Source organism: Streptomyces sp. NBC_00820, assembly GCF_036347055.1.
Classification (GTDB): domain Bacteria; phylum Actinomycetota; class Actinomycetes; order Streptomycetales; family Streptomycetaceae; genus Streptomyces.
Genome location: NZ_CP108882.1, coordinates 3,967,656 through 3,984,060 on the forward strand (window position 1 = coordinate 3,967,656; position 16,405 = coordinate 3,984,060).

Here is a 16,405-nt window from a genome sequence, read left to right on the forward strand (position 1 = left end):
GCTTTCCGCAATGGGTGTTGACGGGTGGGACGGGGCACGCGGTGATGGCGACGCGGAGACCGGGGGACTGACTTCGCCGCAGGTACCCAGCCAGGGAGGCCGGGGAACCGGCGGTACCGGCGGTGCTGTCGGCGGCGCCGGTGGTGGTGACCGGGGCGAGGCCGCGCTGCCGACGCAGCGTGAGGGCAGTGTGCTGCCGCCGCCCCGGGAGATGCCGTCTGCCGACGGCGAGTTGATCGAACGGATGCGGGGCGGCGACGACTCCGCCTACGAGGAGCTGTACCGGCGGCACGCGGACGCGGTGCGCCGGTACGCCCGCACCTGCTGCCGTGACGGACACACCGCCGACGACCTCACCGCCGAGGTGTTCGCCCGCATGCTCCAGGCGGTGCGCGGCGGTTCGGGACCCGAGCACGCCGTACGCGCCTATCTCCTGACCTCCGTGCGGCGCGTCGCCGCGCACTGGACCAAGTCGGCCCGGCGTGAGCAACTCGTCGACGACTTCGCCGTGTTCGCCCAGGCGGCCTCGCGCGCGTCCGAGGTGTCCGACGACACCGCGTCCACGGGCTCCTTCGGAGCGGGGCTCGACCTCGGCGCCGATGTGCGTGCCATGCACGAGGCCGAGCAGACCATGGCCATGCAGGCCTTCCGTTCGCTGCCCGAGCGCTGGCAGGCCGTGCTGTGGCACACCGAGGTGGAGGACGAGTCGCCCAGTGACGTGGCTGTTCTCTTCGGGCTCGACGCCAACGGCACCCGCGTACTGGCCAGTCGCGCCCGGGAGGGGCTGAAGCAGGCCTATCTCCAGGCGCACGTCAGCGCGACCCTCGCCGACGACGAGGAGTGCGCCCGCTACGCCGACCAGCTCGGCAGCTACGCGCGCCGCAAACTGCGCATCCGCGCCGAACGCGGTCTGCGCAAGCACCTGGAGGAGTGCGCCAAGTGCCGGCTGGCCGCGGCGCAGATCGAAGAGGTCGCGAGCAGCATCCCCGCCGTCGTCCCGGTCGCGGTCATCGGCTGGTTCGGCGCCGCCGGGTACGCCAAGGCGCTCGGTCTCGTCGCCGGTGGCGCCGGAGTGGGCGCCGCGGGTGCGGCGGCCGCGGCGACGGGCTCTTCCGGGGGCGCGGGCGGTGGCGCGGCCGCCTCGGAGGGGCTCGGTGCCCCGGTGAAGGCCGGTATCGCCGCGGGTGTGGTGGCGGTGGCCGCCGCCGCGGTGGCCCTGGCCCTGGTGAACGACGGCCATCCGGTCAAGGAGGTGGCCAGGCCGTCGCCGCCCGCGCCGGTGGTCCGGCAGACGTCGCCCCCGCCCCCGCCGCCCGTGAGGAAGCCCGCGCCCGTGCCGGTGGTGGCGGCCCCCGCACCTGCCGCGAAGCCGGCCCCCGCACCGCCGTCCCGATCCACGCCCGCGCCCACTCCGAAGCCGGCCCCCACACCGCCTCCCGCGCCGAAACCCGCTCCGAAGCCTGCGCCGAAGCCCGCTCCGAAACCCAGGCCGAAGCCGACGCCGCCGCCCGAGCCCACTCCCCCGCCGGCTCCGGCTCCCACCGTCTACGAGGTGAGCGAGCTGGACTACGACGTCAGCGGCGACGGCACCCGGCCCGAGGTGCGGCTGGGCGCGAGCAGCTGGGTGTGGCAGCGTCGGCAGATGTCGATCGACGGCACGACGTACGCGCCCGGTGTCACGGTCCACGGCCAGTCCTCCGTCACCATCGACCTCAACCGTCAGTGCACCGCCTACGACGCCGTGGTCGGCGTGGACGACCTCACGCTCGGTCTCGGCAAGGTGTCCTTCTCCGTCTACGCCGACGGGGTGCGGCTGTGGCGGTCCGGCGTCATCGGGGGCGGGGACGCGGCCGTGCCCGTGCATGTGGATCTGACCGGGCGCAAGACCGTACAGCTCGTCGTGGAGCCGCACAGCGACCTGATCGACGAGGCGGCACTGGCCGACTGGGCCGAGTCACGGTTCACCTGCCGCTAGGGGGGTGTCGTTTGGATCAGGTCGGTTCAGGCCGCGGCGTCCGGTGCGGTGCCTCGCAAGGCGGAGGATCTGCCGCGTACCGGACGTACTCGGCTGACCCGACAACGCGGCGACGTGCCGTGCCGGGCGTCGCGGACCCGAGCTGATCCAAACGACACCCCCTAGGCGGCCGCCTCCTCCAGCAGGCGCAGGACGTCGTCCGCGGTGGAGGTGGCGCCCAGGGCCCGCTCGGCGGCGTAGGCCTGCGGGGACAGGGCCGTGCGCGCACGGGCGTCCGCCTCCGCGGCGCAGGTGCGCTCCGGCTCCGGTCGGGGGTTCCCGGCGCGCCAGTGGTCGGAGGCCGCGATCAGCCGGACCGCGCCGCGCAGCTCACCGAGCCGGGCCAGCAGGCCGGCGGCGATGTCCACCAGGCCGGCGGTGATGGATTCGGCGCAGCGCCGTGCCACCGCCTCGCGCAGGGCCTCGGCCACCATCGGCAGGGCGACCGCGGGACCGGCCTCGCCGGCCGTGATCAGGGCCTCGACGATGCTCAGGGCGGCCGCGAACTGCGGGGGCGGGGTGCCGCCCGCAGACGCCGCGAGCGTCTCCTCGTACAGCTCGCGCGCGCGGGCGAGGTCCCCGTCCTGCTGGGCGATGTACGCACGCATCAGCAGGACGAACGCGCGGGCCTCCTGCACCCCGTACCGGTCGGCGGCCGCGCTCGCCTCGTCCAGGGCCGCCAGGGCCCGGGTGCGGTCACCGGAGCGGTGGGCGAGCTCGGCGAGCCGGGCCAGCAGGAACGGCGACTCGGCGTACGCGCCCACCTCGTAGGCCAGCCGCAGCGCCTCGTCGTACTCCGCGCGGGCCTCTTCGTACCTGCCGCGCGCCATGTCCGCCTCGCCCGCCGCGCTGCACACCTGGGCCCGCATCCAGCGGTCGCCGACCCGTCGGCTGAGCGTCCTCAGCTCGGCCAGGTCCTCGTCGACGCCCACCAGGTTGCCGGGTGAGTCGACGACCACGTGGGTGCGGTACATCAGGGAGACACCGACCTCCCAGTCACCGCCGTGCACGCGGCAGTTGGCGACCGCCGCGCTCAGGTCGGGACGCAGGTCGGCCGGGTCGCCCAGGTAGTAGGCGGTCAGCGGCCAGACGATGCCGGGCAGGCGGGCGGCCCGGGGACCGCCGTCCTCGTAGGCGGCGCGCACGCGCGCGAGGTAGCGCAGGGCGCGCTCGTCGCCCGCGAGGTTCTCCGTGCCCGACTCCGCGGTCAGGAACAGGTCGAGCATCCGCAGGTCCATGCGGAGTTCCGCGAGCGGATGGTCCGCCTCGCCGTCGGGGCGGGCCAGGAAGGCGCCCACCGGATCGGCCCCCTCCACCAGTGCCGCCAGGTCGCCCTTCGACGCGTCCTCGGCGACGGCGTCCAGGGCGACGCCCAGGCGCAGTACCAGCCGCACCCAGCGCACGGCCTCCTGCCGGTAATTGCGCAGCCACCAGAACCAGCCGATCGCCAGGACGACCGCGCCCGCCTCCGCCTCGTCGCCCGCGCGCACCGCCCGGTCGAGGGCCGCGCGGATGTTGTCCAGCTCGCTCTCCAGGTGGGCTATCCAGGGAATCTGGGCGGCGGACCTGAGCCGCGGCTCGGCGCGCTCCACCAGGGCACGCGCCCACGCGCGGTGGCGGCGCTCGGCGTCCGCGCGCAGAGCGGGAACCTCGGCCGCGCGCTCGGTGGCGTACTCGTGGATGGTCTCCAGCATGCGGTACCGCATGCCGCGGGAGCCGTCCCGGCCGTACCGGACCTCCTGGCCGTACCCGTCGCCCCGCCCTTCCCGGGCTTCTCGGGCTTCCCAGCCTTCTCGCGCTTCCGGGGCTTCCGGGGCTTCCGGGCCCGCCAGGGTCATGGGGCCTTCCGGGGTCGCGACGACGAGGGACTTGTCCACGAGTGCCCCGATCAGGTCCGCCGCCGGGCCGGTGCACACGGCCTCGGCCGCCGCGAGATCCCAGCCGCCGGCGAAGACCGACACCTCGCGCAGGACGGTCCGCTCCCGCTCGTCCAGCAGGTCCCAGGACCAGTCGACGACCGCGCGCAGGGTCTGCTGGCGGGGCAGGACCGTGCGGCTTCCGGAGGTGAGCAGGCGGAAACGGTCGTCCAGGCGGTCGGCTATCTGCCGTGGGGTCAGCAGCCGGAGCCGGGCCGCGGCCAGCTCGATGGCGAGCGGCAGCCCGTCCAGGCGGCGGCAGATCTCCGCCACGGCCTCGACGTCGCGGAGCACCACGTCGGCGTCGGGACGGACGGCCCGCGCGCGCTCGGCGAAGAGGCGGTGCGCCTGCTCGGGGACGAGGGGTTCGACCGGGCGCACCGACTCACCGGGGACGCCCAGGGGCTCACGGCTCGTGGCGAGGATCGTGAGCCCGGGGCAGTGGGTGAGGAGGGTCTCGGCGAGGGCGGCGACCGCGCCGATGACGTGCTCGCAGTTGTCAAGGATCAGGAGCTCGTCGCGCGGGGCGCAGTGCTCGATCAGCAGGGCCGTGGGGTCGGCCTGCGAGGTCGCCAGTTCGTTGGTCAGCAGCACGGTCTCGCGCAGACCGAGCGCGCTGACCACCGCGCCGGGCACCGCCTCCGGCCGGTCGAGCGGGGCCAGCTCGACCAGCCAGGCCTGGGACAGGCCTGCCGCGGCCTCCTCGGCCAGGCGGGTCTTCCCGGAGCCACCCGGTCCGGTGAGGGTGACCAGACGGCTTCTGTGCAAGTCGGAACGAACGGCTTCGAGTTCGGGTTCCCGGCCCACGAAGGAGGTCAGACGGGGGCGGAGGTTGCCGGTCCGCTCCGGGGGCCGGCCGGGGTGCGGCGGCGCGGGCGACACGGGTGGGACGAGTGGGAGGGGGTTCTCCCGCTTGAGCAACGACGCGTGCAGGGCCTGGAGTTCCGGGCCGGGATCGGTGCCGAGGGTGTCGGCGAGGGTGCGGCGCGCCGACTCGTACGCGGCGAGGGCGTCCGCGGGGCGGCGCGTGTCGCGCAGGGCGCGGATGAGGAGGGCGTGCAGGGGCTCGTCGTAGGGGTGGACGGTGGTCAGTTCCGTCAGTTCCGGTACGACGTCCCGGGCGCGGCCGAGGTCGAGCGCCGCGGCGGCGCGGGCGCGGGTGGCCTCCAGCCGCAGGGCTTCCGGGCGGGTGGCGGCGGTGCGGTCGGGGAGGTCGGCGAGGGCGGGTCCGTGCCACAGGGCGAGGGCGTCGGTCAGCGCGGGCACGGCGGTGGCCGGCTCGCCCCGGTCGAGGGCGGCGGTGCCCTCGCGCACCAGCCGCTCGAAGACGAACAGGTCGACGTCGTCCTCGGTCGCTTCGAGCCGGTAGCCGCCCGGGGCCGAGGCGACGGTGTCCCTGCCGAGGGTGCGGCGCAGCCGGCCGACGAGGGCCTGGAGCGCGGCCGGGGCGTCCTCGGGCGGGGAGTCCGCCCAGACCTCGCCGATCAGGGTCTCGGGGGTGGCGGTGCGGCCGGGGTGGAGGGCGAGTGCGGTGAGGAGGGCGCGCAGGCGCGGGCCGCCGATGGGGACAGGGGTGCCCTGACCGTCTGTCGCTCGGGTCACTCCCAGGATTCTGTACCGCACCGGTTCATTGTCGCCGGGGGCACGGTCCCGGGGCACGGCGTTTTGGGCGGGGGCGCCCCGTGTCGGTGGCAGGACGGCCGCTGTACGGCGCACCGCACCCTCGGCGAATGCGGACCGGACCCTCGGCGAATCACGCTGAATGACGCTGTACTGCGGGCCCTCGACGAATCACGCTGAATGGCGCGGCACTGCGGGACCCCTCGGCGAATGACGCTGCCGCGCCTACCCCCGGCGGGTGGCGACGCCCGCGCCCAGGGCGCCCCGCTGGGGCGTGATGCCCGCCGGGACGGCACGCGCGCGGGCGGGTGTTCCCGTCCAGCAGGTGCCTCGGCGGGACAGGAGGCGGTGGAGCCAGAGTTCGAGGGAGACGAGGTCGGCGAGGCCGTCCAGGGGGAGGGGCTCGCCCCCGGCCGCCGCGCGGACGGCCTTGCGGACCACGCGGGCCTCCACCAGGCCCGCGTCGGCGAGGAGGGGGGTGGCGAAGAGGTCCACGAGGGAGTCGGCGGCCACCCGCAGGCCGGTGCGCGCGGCGGCCGCGGAGGAGGCGTGGGAGGGGACGCCCCAGCCGGGCGGCAGGTCGGTGACGCCGGCGCCCTCCAGGACCGTGCGCAGGACGGCGGAGCGGGCGCCGGGCTTGACGCGCAGGGCCTCGGGGAGGGCACGGCAGGCGCGGACGACCTGGTTGTCGAGGAAGGGCGCGTGCAGACGCTGGGAGCGGACCTCGGCGGCCTGTTCGAGCACGCGCAGGTCGGCGGCGTACCGGGCGAGGACCGCACGCGCGCGGAACTCGCCGGGGCGCAGGCCGGCGCCCGCGGCGGAGCGGTCCGCCTCCCCCTGGAGCAGAACCGATACTTCAGCCAGTGCCTCCCCCGTCAGCCAGCGGGCCGCCGGCCCGGGTCTCGCCCAGGTCAGCGCGGCCAGGGAAGCGCCGACCGCGCCACCGGGCTCCTCGAAGCGGCGGCGCATCAGCCGCTCGGCGAGCTGTTCCAGGCCCTCGCGGTAGGGGGTGCGGGCCAGGCGGCGGGCCGCGCCGTACACGCGCGCGGGGACCATCACCGAGCCGTCGGCCCGGGTGAGGGCGGCGACCGGGCGGACCAGGTGGCGCCGTTGCCGGTCCATCAGGAGGTCGGCGAGGCGGGCGGGGTGGGCGTCCAGGACCTGGCGGGCACCGTGGCCGGTGAAGTGGTCGGCGCTGCCGGCGGCGAGCCGGGCGCGGTGGCGGGCGGCCGTGACCAGTGAGGGCCCCGGCTCGTCGGTGAGGGGGCCGTCGAGGTCGGCGTAGGGCAGCGTCTCCTCGCCGCCGGTGACCACCACGTGGTGCAGGCGCGGGTTGGCCGCGAGGGCTCCGGCGCGTTCCAGCTCGGCCTCGCGGCCGCCGACGGCGAGGTCGTTGAAGGTGACGGCGAGCAGCCGCTCGCCCGCGCCCGTGCCGTGGCCGAGGAGCGTGCCCGGCCGGCCGGGCAGTCCGGCGGCGAGCAGCGCCAGCGTGCCGGAGGCCGGCCCGCCGGACAGGTCGGCGCCGATGCCCGGCACCGGCATCCCCCGCGCGGCCCGCCGTTCGGCCGGACCCATGCCGGGCACCGGGCCGGGGTCGAGGTCGGGCACGTGCCGGGGCGCCGACAGCCGCGCGCGTACGGCGTCCACCAGGGCGTCCCGTACGGCGTCCACGGCGCGGTCGGGGTCGGCCGGGGGCGCGGCCACCGCGAGGGAGGCGACCGGCTCGTACCCGGCGACCTCGCGCGCCCCGGCGCGCAGAACCAGCGCATGCCCCGGGGGAATGCGCCGTACCCCTTCGTACGGGGTGGTGTCGCGCAGCGCGGACGGCGTCTCGGGGGCGGCGAGCAGGGCCGCGAGGTGGCCGAAGTCCAGGTTGGCCTCGATGAGGTCGGCCAGCGGCAGGGCGGCCGTGGCGTAGGCCGTACCGCCGGCCCAGGGGGTGTGGAACACCGGGCGGGCGCCGGCGAGGTCACCGCAGACGGTGATGCGGCGGCCCACCTGGACGACGGCCGTATAGCTGCCCGGCCAGGTCGTCAGATGCCGGAGCGCGCCCCCGCGCGCGGTGAACAGGCTGCGGCGCAGCTCGTCGTCGGAGGCGCCGCAGATGCCGAGGACGGCGATGCGGTTCTGCGCGTCGGCGTGGACCACGCGCACCTCGTCCGGCCGCCAGTCGCCGACCGCCCACAGCGGATCCGGGTCGCCCCACAGGAGTTGGGAGCCGACCGGGTGCAGGGTCTCCCCGTCGTGTCCGGTGGCCCCCGCGGAACCGATCCGGGCGGCGCCCGCGGCGGTGCTGCTCCACCCCACCAACCACCGCATCGACGCCCCCACAGACTGTGGACAACCAGTGCACCGCACGAACCGGACCCATGCTGCCATGAAGAACGCGCCGTGGAGGGGCGGCGGCACCGCCTTCGATCGAGGGAAAACCCGGCGGCGGGGTGGAAAGCGGGCGCCGCGGAAGCCGTCGGGCGGCGGAGGGGAGGCCGAGGCGGGGCGGGCGCGGGGCGTATTCCTGAACTCCGGTACGGCGCAGGGCGGGTGGAGAGGCGGCGCGTCGCGGCCGGGAAGGGGACGGCGTGGGGCGGAATGCGGGCGGCATGGGGACGGCATGGGGATGCGACATGAATGCGCCCCCGAACACTCCCCCCGAACGCCCTTCGCGCCCTCAACTTCCGTGGTGGGAGGGGTAATCACCCGCGAAGGGCGAGGGTTGTTTTCGGCCAAATCGCCGAAGGGGAAAGAGGTTTGAGCACGCTCCGTACAGGCCTGCGGAGCGCGAGGTGGTGCGGCGGCGCGCACAGTCCGGGAGGCGGGCATCGCCTCCCGGACCGGTCCGCCACCCGCGGGGATGTAGGTGGCGGTGTCCCCCAGCCCACTGGATCCAGTACAGCGGGCCGACCCACGCACAGCCATGGAACCGCTCCCCCGATGGCCGGAGAAGAGCGCACGAACGGGCGCACGGCCACACGCGCGGGGGCACACCACGACCGGCCGTGCACGGTGCGTACAGGGCCGTACTCCCGTACGGACCACAATCCCGCCAACCGGAACAATGCCTCTTAACGCTTGGGATCCGGCGAACTACGCTGTGTTTACGAATGCCGCGTGGTTATGCCAGAGCGGCGGCCGTCTGTGTCGAGGGGTGGCGCATGTCCAGGGAGCAACGCGGGCCGAACGAGAAACTCGGCGCCGTTCTCGCCCTCGCGGGAATCAGCAACGCAGGACTCGCACGACGCGTCAACGACCTGGGCGCGCAGCGCGGGTTGACGCTTCGCTACGACAAGACGTCGGTGGCGCGCTGGGTGTCGAAGGGCATGGTGCCGCAGGGTGCGGCGCCGCACCTCATCGCCGCCGCCATCGGCCAGAAGCTCGGCCGGCCGGTGCCGCTGCACGAGATCGGCCTGGCGGACGCGGACCCGGCACCCGAAGTCGGCCTCGCCTTCCCCAGGGACGTGGGACAGGCGGTGCGGTCGGCGACCGAGCTGTACCGGCTCGACCTCGCCGGGCGCCGCGCCGGCTCCGGCGGCATCTGGCAGTCCCTCGCGGGGTCGTTCGCGGTGAGCGCGTACGCGACGCCCGCCTCACGGTGGCTGATAACCCCCGCCGACAGTTCGGTCGCGCGGGAGGCACACTCCACCGAGGGCACCGGCGCACCGGCCAAAGTCGGCCACAGCGATGTACAGAAGCTGCGGGAGGCCGCCGAGGACGCCAGGCGGTGGGACTCCAAGTACGGGGGTGGCGACTGGCGTTCGTCGATGGTGCCGGAGTGCCTGCGGGTGGAGGCGGCACCGCTGCTGCTCGGCGCCTACTCGGACGAGGTCGGCCGCGCCCTGTTCGGGGCGAGTTCCGAACTGACCCGGCTCGCCGGCTGGATGGCCTTCGACACCGGGCAGCAGGAGGCGGCGCAGCGGTACTACATCCAGGCGCTGCGGCTCGCCCGCGCGGCGGCCGACGTCCCGCTGGGCGGCTACGTACTGGCCTCCATGTCGCTGCAGGCGACGTACCGCGGGTTCGGTGACGAGGGCGTGGATCTCGCGCAGGCCGCCCTGGAGCGCAACCGGGGGCTGGCGACCGCGCGCACGATGAGCTTCTTCCGGCTGGTCGAGGCGCGGGCCCACGCGCGCGCGGGGGACGCGCAGGCGGCGGGCGCGGCACTGAAGGCGGCGGAGAGCTGGCTGGAGCGGTCCAGGGAAGGTGACAACGATCCCTCTTGGCTTGGTTTTTATGGATATGACCGCTTCGCCGCCGACGCGGCGGAGTGCTACCGCGACCTGAAGGCACCCCGGCAGGTGCGGAGGTTCACCGAGCAGGCCCTGTCGAAGCCGACGGAGGAGTTCGTGCGGTCGCACGGGCTGCGGCTGGTGGTGTCCGCCGTCGCCGAACTGGAGTCGGGGAATCTGGACGCCGCCTGTGAGCAGGGGGTGCGTGCCGTGGAGGTGGCCGGGCGGATCTCGTCGGCCCGGACCACCGAGTACGTGAAGGATCTTCTGCACCGGCTGGAGCCGTACGGCGACGAGCCGCGGGTGGTGGAGCTGCGGGAGCGGGCCCGGCCCCTCCTGGCACCGGCGTAACGGTCCGGCGGACGTCCCGCACGTCCGCCCGAGCGGTGTCGGTGCCGCGCGTCCACCCGACCGGTGTCTGTGCCGCGCGTCCGCACGGCCTCGCCCCGCCCCCACCCCTTCGAGTGCTCCGCCCGCCCTGGTTTGAAGGCGTTGTCAGTGGCGCAGTGCACTATCGGGAGTGGGAGGTGGTGCACGGTGCGGGACGGTGCGTACGACTGCGATGTGCTGGTGATCGGCGGCGGGATCGTCGGGCTGTCGACGGCGTACGCGATCACTCGTGCCGCGCCCGGTACGCGGGTGACCGTGCTGGAGAAGGAGCCGGGGCCGGCCCGGCATCAGACCGGGCGGAACAGCGGGGTCGTCCACAGCGGGATCTACTACCGGCCGGGCTCGCTCAAGGCGCGGTACGCGGTGCGGGGCGCCGCCGAGATGATCAAGTTCTGCGCCGAGTACGGCATCGCGCACGCCGTCACCGGCAAGCTGATCGTCGCCACCGGGCGGGACGAGCTGCCGCGGCTGCACGCGCTCGTGCAGCGGGGCCGGGAGAACGGCATTCCCGTGCGGGAGCTGGGCGCCGGGCAGATCGCCGAGTACGAACCGGAGGTGCGGGGACTGGCCGCGATACACGTCGGTACGACCGGCGTGTGCGACTTCGTGGGCGTCGCCCGCCAGCTGGCGCGGGCCTCCGGGGCGGAGATCCGCTACGGCGCGCGGGTCGTCCGGGTGGACCGGCGCCCCGAGCGGGGCGTGGCCGTACTGACCGAGGCCGGGGACGTCGTACGCGGGCGCGTGCTGGTGAACTGCGCCGGGCTGTACTGCGACGAGGTGGCGCGGCTGACCGGGGACGAGCCCGGGGTGCGGATCGTGCCGTTCCGCGGGGAGTACTACGAGCTGGCGCGGCCGGAGCTGGTGCGGGGGCTGGTGTATCCGGTGCCGGATCCGGCGTTCCCGTTCCTCGGGGTGCATCTGACGCGCGGGATCGACGGAAGCGTGCACGTCGGGCCGAACGCGGTGCCGGCGCTGGCCCGGGAGGGGTACGGGTGGGGGGTCGTACGCCCCCGGGAGCTGGCCGGGACCGTGGCGTGGCCGGGGTCGTGGGCGATCGCCCGGCGGCACTGGCGCTACGGGGCGGGGGAGCTGCGGCGCTCGGTGTCCAAGGGGGCGTTCGTGGAGGCGGTGCGCCGGCTGCTGCCCGGGGTGCGGGAGGGCGATCTGGTGCGGGCCCCTGCCGGAGTGCGGGCGCAGGCGGTGCTGCGGGACGGGTCGCTGGTGGACGACTTCCTGATCCGGGAGGGGGAGCGGGCGGTGCACGTGCTGAACGCGCCGTCCCCGGCGGCCACGGCTTCCCTGCCCGTCGGGCGGGAGGTGGGACGCAGGGCGCTGGCTCTGCTCGGGGCGCTGTAGGGCCGTACCGGGGGCTCCGCCCCTCGAACCTCCGGTTCCGCACCCGTCCCACCCGTCCCGGTAGGCGGAGGAGGCCCCGTAAAATCGGATCCACTGTGTCTGACTCCTTGAATCTCCCCGAAGCCGCCCGGTCCGCCTCCGACGAGGCGGCGAGTCCGCATGCTCCCGGCCTGTCCGCGCGGCACATGCGGGACAAGGGGGAGCCCCGGTTTCCCGAGGGGCCCCAGGCGGATCCGGCCGGGTCGCACTTCGAGCGGCGTATCCGGAGCTTCCAGCCGCGGCGGAGCCGGGTGACGACGGGGCAGGCCGAGGCGTTGCAGCGGCTGTGGCCCAAGTGGGGGCTGGACATCGACGGGCAGCGGACGATCGAGCCCGGGGAGCTGTTCGGGAACGGCAATCCCGTCGTGCTGGAGATCGGGTTCGGGATGGGCGAGGCCACCGCGCAGATGGCGGCCGGCGACCCGGACACCAACATCCTCGCCGTCGACGTGCACACCCCGGGGCAGGGGAACCTGCTCAACCTCGCCGACCGCAACGCCCTGTCCAACATCCGGGTGGCCAACGGCGACGCGATCATCCTGCTGCGGGAGATGCTCACGCCCGACGCGCTCGACGGGCTGCGCGTGTACTTCCCGGACCCCTGGCCCAAGAAGCGGCACCACAAGCGGCGGCTGATCCAGCCCGAGTTCCTGACGCTCGCCGCGACCCGGCTGAAGCCGGGGGCGATCGTGCACTGCGCGACCGACTGGGAGCCGTACGCCGAGCAGATGCTCGAGGTGCTCACCGCGCACCCGGACTTCGAGAACACCCAGGCGGACGGCGGCTTCGCGCCGCGTCCCGCGTTCCGGCCGCTGACCCGTTTCGAGGGCCAGGGACTGGACAAGGGGCACAAGGTGAACGATCTGCTCTTTCGTCGCCTGTCCCACCAGGACGGATAACCCCGCGAGCCGCTCGTCCCCGCACCGTTAGGGTCGGTGCCGTGGCCATCAGTCCCCCGTACCCGACCTACTCCCCCGGCCCCACGAGCGGAGCGCATCCGCACTGGTGGCAGCGCCGGTGGGTGCGCTACGGGGCGCTGATCACGCTGCTCGCGCTGTCCGGGCTCGTCATCCTCGCGCTGGTGCGCCGGCAGACCGGCACCGAGGGCTTCCTGGTCGGGCTCGGGCTGGCCGTCCTGCCCGTGCCGTGGCTCATAGCCGCCTTCCGGTGGCTGGACCGGGTCGAGCCGGGTCCCTGGCGGAACCTGGTCTTCGCGTTCGCCTGGGGGGCCTGCGCGGCGGCGCTGATCGCCATCGTCGCCAACAGTTTCGCGACGGAGTGGATCGCCACGGCCACGGCCGACCCGACCGGCGCGCACACCCTCGGCGCGACCGTCGTGGCGCCGATCGTGGAGGAGTCCGCGAAGGCCGCGGCGGTCCTGCTGGTCTTCCTCTTCCGCAGACGCGACTTCACCGGGCTCGTCGACGGCGTGGTGATAGCCGGGCTCACCGCCACCGGGTTCGCGTTCACCGAGAACATCCTCTACCTGGGCACGGCCTTCGGGACCGACCAGCTCGCCGGCGGCCGCGGCATCCCCGCCGTCACCGCCGCCACCTTCTTCGTGCGCGTCGTGATGTCGCCGTTCGCGCACCCCCTGTTCACCGTGCTCACCGGCATCGGCTTCGGCTTCGCCGCGTCGCTCCCGGCGGAACGGCGGCGCGTGCGGCGCGTCCTGCTTCCCCTGGGCGGGCTGCTGCTCGCGATGAGCATGCACGCCTTCTGGAACGGTTCCTCGGCCTTCGGCCGGTTCGGCTTCTTCGCCGTGTACGCCGCCTTCATGGTGCCCGCCTTCGGGCTGCTGACCTGGCTGGCGGTGTGGACCCGGCAACGGGAGCTGCGGACCGTACGGGAGGAGCTGCCCGCGTATGTGTACGCCGGGTGGCTGGGGCCCGCCGAACCGTTCGTCCTCGGGTCGATGCGGGCCCGGCGGATGGCCCGGGACCACGCCCGGCGCCACCTCGGGGGACGGCCGGCGGCGCGGGCGGTGGCGCAGTACGAGGCGTACGCGACCTCCCTCGCCTTCCTGCGGCACCGGGCGCGGCTGGGGCGGGGCGGGGCGGACTTCCTCGTACGCGAGCGGGAGCTGCTGGAGGCGCTGTGGGAGCGCCGGGAGGCGGCCCGGCCGGCCCTGGAGTACGCGGCACGGATGACCGCCCCGCGGACGGCCGCACCGCTCTGGCCGGCGTACGGGGCGCCGGTGCCTTACGGGTACGGGTACGGGTACGGATACCAGCAGGGCCAGGGGTACGGGTACGGGCCCAGCCGTGGCTACGGCGGTCCGGCGGCGCCTTCTCCCGCGTACAACCCGTATCGGTCGTGACCGTCCGGGCCGCGGGAGTCAGGCACCGCCAAGAACGCCTGGATCAGGCCGACGCCTCCGTCAGCTTCGCCACTTCCGCGTCGGTCAGGTGCAGGTCGGCCATGGCGAGGAGGGCCGGGAGCTGGTCGACCGTGCGGGCCGAGGCGATGGGGGCCGTGACCGTGGGCTGGGCGGCGAGCCAGGCGAGGGCGACCGTGGCGACGGGGGCCTCGTGGGCCGCGGCGACCTCGTCCAGTGCCGTGAGGACCTTCTGGCCCCGCGCGGAGTCGAGGTGCTTGGCGACCGAGCCGGCGCGTGCGCTGTCGACCGCCGTACCGGGGCGGTACTTGCCGGTGAGGAAGCCGGAGGCGAGGGCGAAGTACGGGGCGGCGGACAGGCCCTCACGGGCGGCGAGGTCCTGCAGCGGGCCCTCGTAGGTGTCGCGGGAGACCAGGTTGTAGTGGGGCTGGAGGGCGACGTAGCGGGCGAGGCCCTCGCGGTCGGAGAAGTCGAGCGAGGCCTGGAGGCGCTCGGGGGTGATGTTGGAGGCGGCGATGTGCCGGACCTTGCCGGCCCTCACCAGCTCGTCGAGGGCGCCGATGATCTCCTCGACCGGGACTTCGGGCTTGTCGAAGTGGGTGTAGTAGAGGTCGATGTAGTCGGTGTCCAGGCGGCGCAGGGAGGCGTCGGCGGCGGCCTTGATGTTGGCCGCGGACAGGCCCTGGTAGTCGGGGTGCTGGCTGACCTTGGTGGCGATGACGACCTGGTCGCGGTTGCCGCGGGACTTCACCCACTCACCGATGATCGTCTCCGACTCACCGCCCTTGTTGCCCTCGACCCACGCCGAGTAGGAGTCGGCGGTGTCGACGAAGTTGCCGCCCGCCGCGGCGTAGGCGTCGAGGACGGCGAAGGAGGTCTCCTCGTCGGCGGTCCAGCCGAAGACGTTGCCGCCGAGGGCGAGCGGGAAGACCTCGAGGTCGGAGGAACCGAGTTTGCGCAGAGAAGCAGTCATGTTTCTTCCCAACGGTCACTCCTGTACCGCCCATTCCGGATTCCCGCGAAGAGTGTGTGAAGCGGGAGGTACGCGAAACGGGCGGTGCGTGAAACAGGCGGTGCGCGAAACAGGCGGTGCGCGAAACGGGTCGTGCGTGAAACAGGCGGCCGGCGGCCGGGTCAGGGGTTCAGGCCGTTGCCCCGCAGCCACGCCATCGGGTCGATGCCGGTGGGCTGGCCGCCGGGGTGGACCTCCAGGTGGAGGTGCGGGCCGGTGACGTTGCCGGTGGCGCCGACGCGGCCGATGACCTCGCCGGTGCTGACCTTCTGGCCGACGGAGACGTTGAGCGAGGACTGGTGGCAGAACCACAGCTCGGTGCCGTCGTCGAGGGTGAGGATCGTGCGGTAGCCGTAGGCGCCGGCCCAGCCGGCCTGCGTGATGGTGCCGCTGTGGATGGCCTTGACGAGCGTGCCGGTGGGCGCGGCGAAGTCGAGGCCCGTGTGGTAGCCGGAGGACCACATCGAACCGGCCTCGCCGAAGGTCGAGGTGATCGTGTACGACGGCACCGGCAGGGCGTACTGCTTGGCCAGCGCCGCCAGGCGCACGGCCTCGGCCTTCTTCTTCGCGTCGGCCTCGGCGTCCGCCTTGGAGTCGGCGGCCTTTGTTGCGGCCTCCTTCTCCGCCTTGGCGGCAGCGTCGACGCTCTGCTTCTCGGCGGCGGCGACGGCGGCCGCGGTGGCCCTGACGTCGGCCTTGCTCTGCTGCTGCTCGGCCTGGGCCATGATCCGGCTGCGCAGGACCTCGCCCGCGTCGGTGTCCTGGCCGCTCTCAGCGGAGGTCACGCCGACGTTGCTCAGCGAGGCCGTGTCGGCCTGGTGCCCCGCGTCGGAGGAACCGCCGTCGAGCAGGGAGCCGACGGACGACACGGAGGACAGGTCGGGCATCGACAGGGAGACCGGCGGCTTGCCGGTGTTGGCGCTGGCCATGCCGCCCGCGCCGACGGCGGCGATGACGCCGACACCGAGGACGGTGGAGCTGCGGGCGAGTCCGCCCCCGCGCTGCTTGGCGACACGGTGCCGGCCGCGTACCGGACGGAGGGACTCCTCGGTGGGATTCCACTCCTCCCAGGGGCCCTCATCGGTGCGGTGACCGCCGTAGACGAACGCCTCGGGGTCACGCTGAGCCGGTATGAACGGGGCTTCCGGGGCAGGGGGGTTGGACGCCACGCGGGCGCGCTCCTTTCCTTCCTCCGCCTACCGGGTTAGCTGACGGGTTCGGAGCAGGAAGGTCTCCTACGCGCGTATACCGACGCCCGGACTGAGAACAGTCCACGACGGTGTTCGCGTGATTCACCCCAAAGTGGTGGTTCCCCGGTTCCCTCACGGGATTCGGCGCGTGCGCACGGAGCCGTCTCGGTTGACGGCTGGGACGACCGCGCTGCGTTATCGAACGTTAATAGACCCGCGTGTCAGATTCCAAGCCGTCCGGCTTGATCATTAACGCCTCCTCGGATGGACTTACACGTCATGACCGGTTGAAAAGGGGCGAGTTGAC

General features: G+C 74.1%; 9 protein-coding genes and 1 riboswitch. Of the genes, 5 read left to right on the plus strand and 4 right to left on the minus strand.

What is annotated here, in order from left to right:
* Positions 1-10 precede the first annotated feature (10 nt).
* Entirely contained in the window at positions 11-1,975 is a 1,965-nt protein-coding gene (locus tag OIB37_RS17980) for a sigma-70 family RNA polymerase sigma factor (RefSeq protein ID WP_330458627.1), read from the plus strand.
* A 161-nt stretch (positions 1,976-2,136) separates the two neighbouring features.
* Here the strand turns inward: OIB37_RS17980 and OIB37_RS17985 are convergent, their stop codons facing one another.
* Entirely contained in the window at positions 2,137-5,553 is a 3,417-nt protein-coding gene (locus tag OIB37_RS17985; protein WP_330458628.1) for a BTAD domain-containing putative transcriptional regulator, read from the minus strand.
* Between the two features lie 222 nt (positions 5,554-5,775).
* Positions 5,776-7,869, minus strand: a complete 2,094-nt coding sequence (locus tag OIB37_RS17990) for an asparagine synthase-related protein (RefSeq protein ID WP_330458629.1) — start codon at positions 7,867-7,869, stop codon at positions 5,776-5,778.
* Positions 7,870-8,702: 833 nt separating this feature from the next.
* Between OIB37_RS17990 and OIB37_RS17995 the strand changes: the two genes are divergently transcribed.
* The 4 genes from OIB37_RS17995 (at position 8,703) to OIB37_RS18010 (ending at position 13,878) form a co-directional block, all read left to right on the plus strand.
* Positions 8,703-10,124 (plus strand): MFS transporter, encoded by a 1,422-nt coding sequence (locus tag OIB37_RS17995; RefSeq protein ID WP_330458630.1) that lies wholly within the window; start codon positions 8,703-8,705, stop codon positions 10,122-10,124.
* Between the two features lie 186 nt (positions 10,125-10,310).
* Positions 10,311-11,519 (plus strand): L-2-hydroxyglutarate oxidase, encoded by a 1,209-nt coding sequence (gene lhgO / locus OIB37_RS18000; RefSeq protein WP_330458631.1) that lies wholly within the window; start codon positions 10,311-10,313, stop codon positions 11,517-11,519.
* 95 nt (positions 11,520-11,614) lie between these two features.
* Positions 11,615-12,457 (plus strand): tRNA (guanosine(46)-N7)-methyltransferase TrmB, encoded by an 843-nt coding sequence (trmB, locus tag OIB37_RS18005; protein ID WP_330458632.1) that lies wholly within the window; start codon positions 11,615-11,617, stop codon positions 12,455-12,457.
* 41 nt (positions 12,458-12,498) lie between these two features.
* On the plus strand, positions 12,499-13,878 hold the full coding sequence (locus OIB37_RS18010; protein ID WP_330458633.1) for a PrsW family intramembrane metalloprotease: 1,380 nt from the start codon (positions 12,499-12,501) through the stop codon (positions 13,876-13,878).
* A gap of 43 nt (positions 13,879-13,921) precedes the next feature.
* On the opposite strand, the gene OIB37_RS18015 is transcribed toward OIB37_RS18010, so the two are convergent.
* Together OIB37_RS18015 and OIB37_RS18020 are read right to left on the minus strand one after the other, a co-directional pair.
* On the minus strand, positions 13,922-14,869 hold the full coding sequence (locus OIB37_RS18015) for an aldo/keto reductase (RefSeq protein ID WP_330458634.1): 948 nt from the start codon (positions 14,867-14,869) through the stop codon (positions 13,922-13,924).
* 161 nt (positions 14,870-15,030) lie between these two features.
* Positions 15,031-16,077: a M23 family metallopeptidase gene (locus OIB37_RS18020; protein WP_330458635.1), complete on the minus strand. Its 1,047-nt coding sequence runs from the start codon at positions 16,075-16,077 to the stop codon at positions 15,031-15,033.
* Positions 16,078-16,086: 9 nt separating this feature from the next.
* A riboswitch (cyclic di-AMP (ydaO/yuaA leader) is annotated at positions 16,087-16,255 on the minus strand.
* Between the last annotated feature and the right edge of the window lie 150 nt (positions 16,256-16,405).

Coding starts and splice junctions, on each gene's coding strand:
- OIB37_RS17980 (WP_330458627.1), top strand. CDS start 11: ATGGGTGTTGACGGGTGGGACGGGGCACGCGGTGATGGCGACGCGGAG.
- OIB37_RS17990 (WP_330458629.1), bottom strand. CDS start 7,869: ATGCGGTGGTTGGTGGGGTGGAGCAGCACCGCCGCGGGCGCCGCCCGG.
- OIB37_RS17995 (WP_330458630.1), top strand. CDS start 8,703: ATGTCCAGGGAGCAACGCGGGCCGAACGAGAAACTCGGCGCCGTTCTC.
- OIB37_RS18015 (WP_330458634.1), bottom strand. CDS start 14,869: ATGACTGCTTCTCTGCGCAAACTCGGTTCCTCCGACCTCGAGGTCTTC.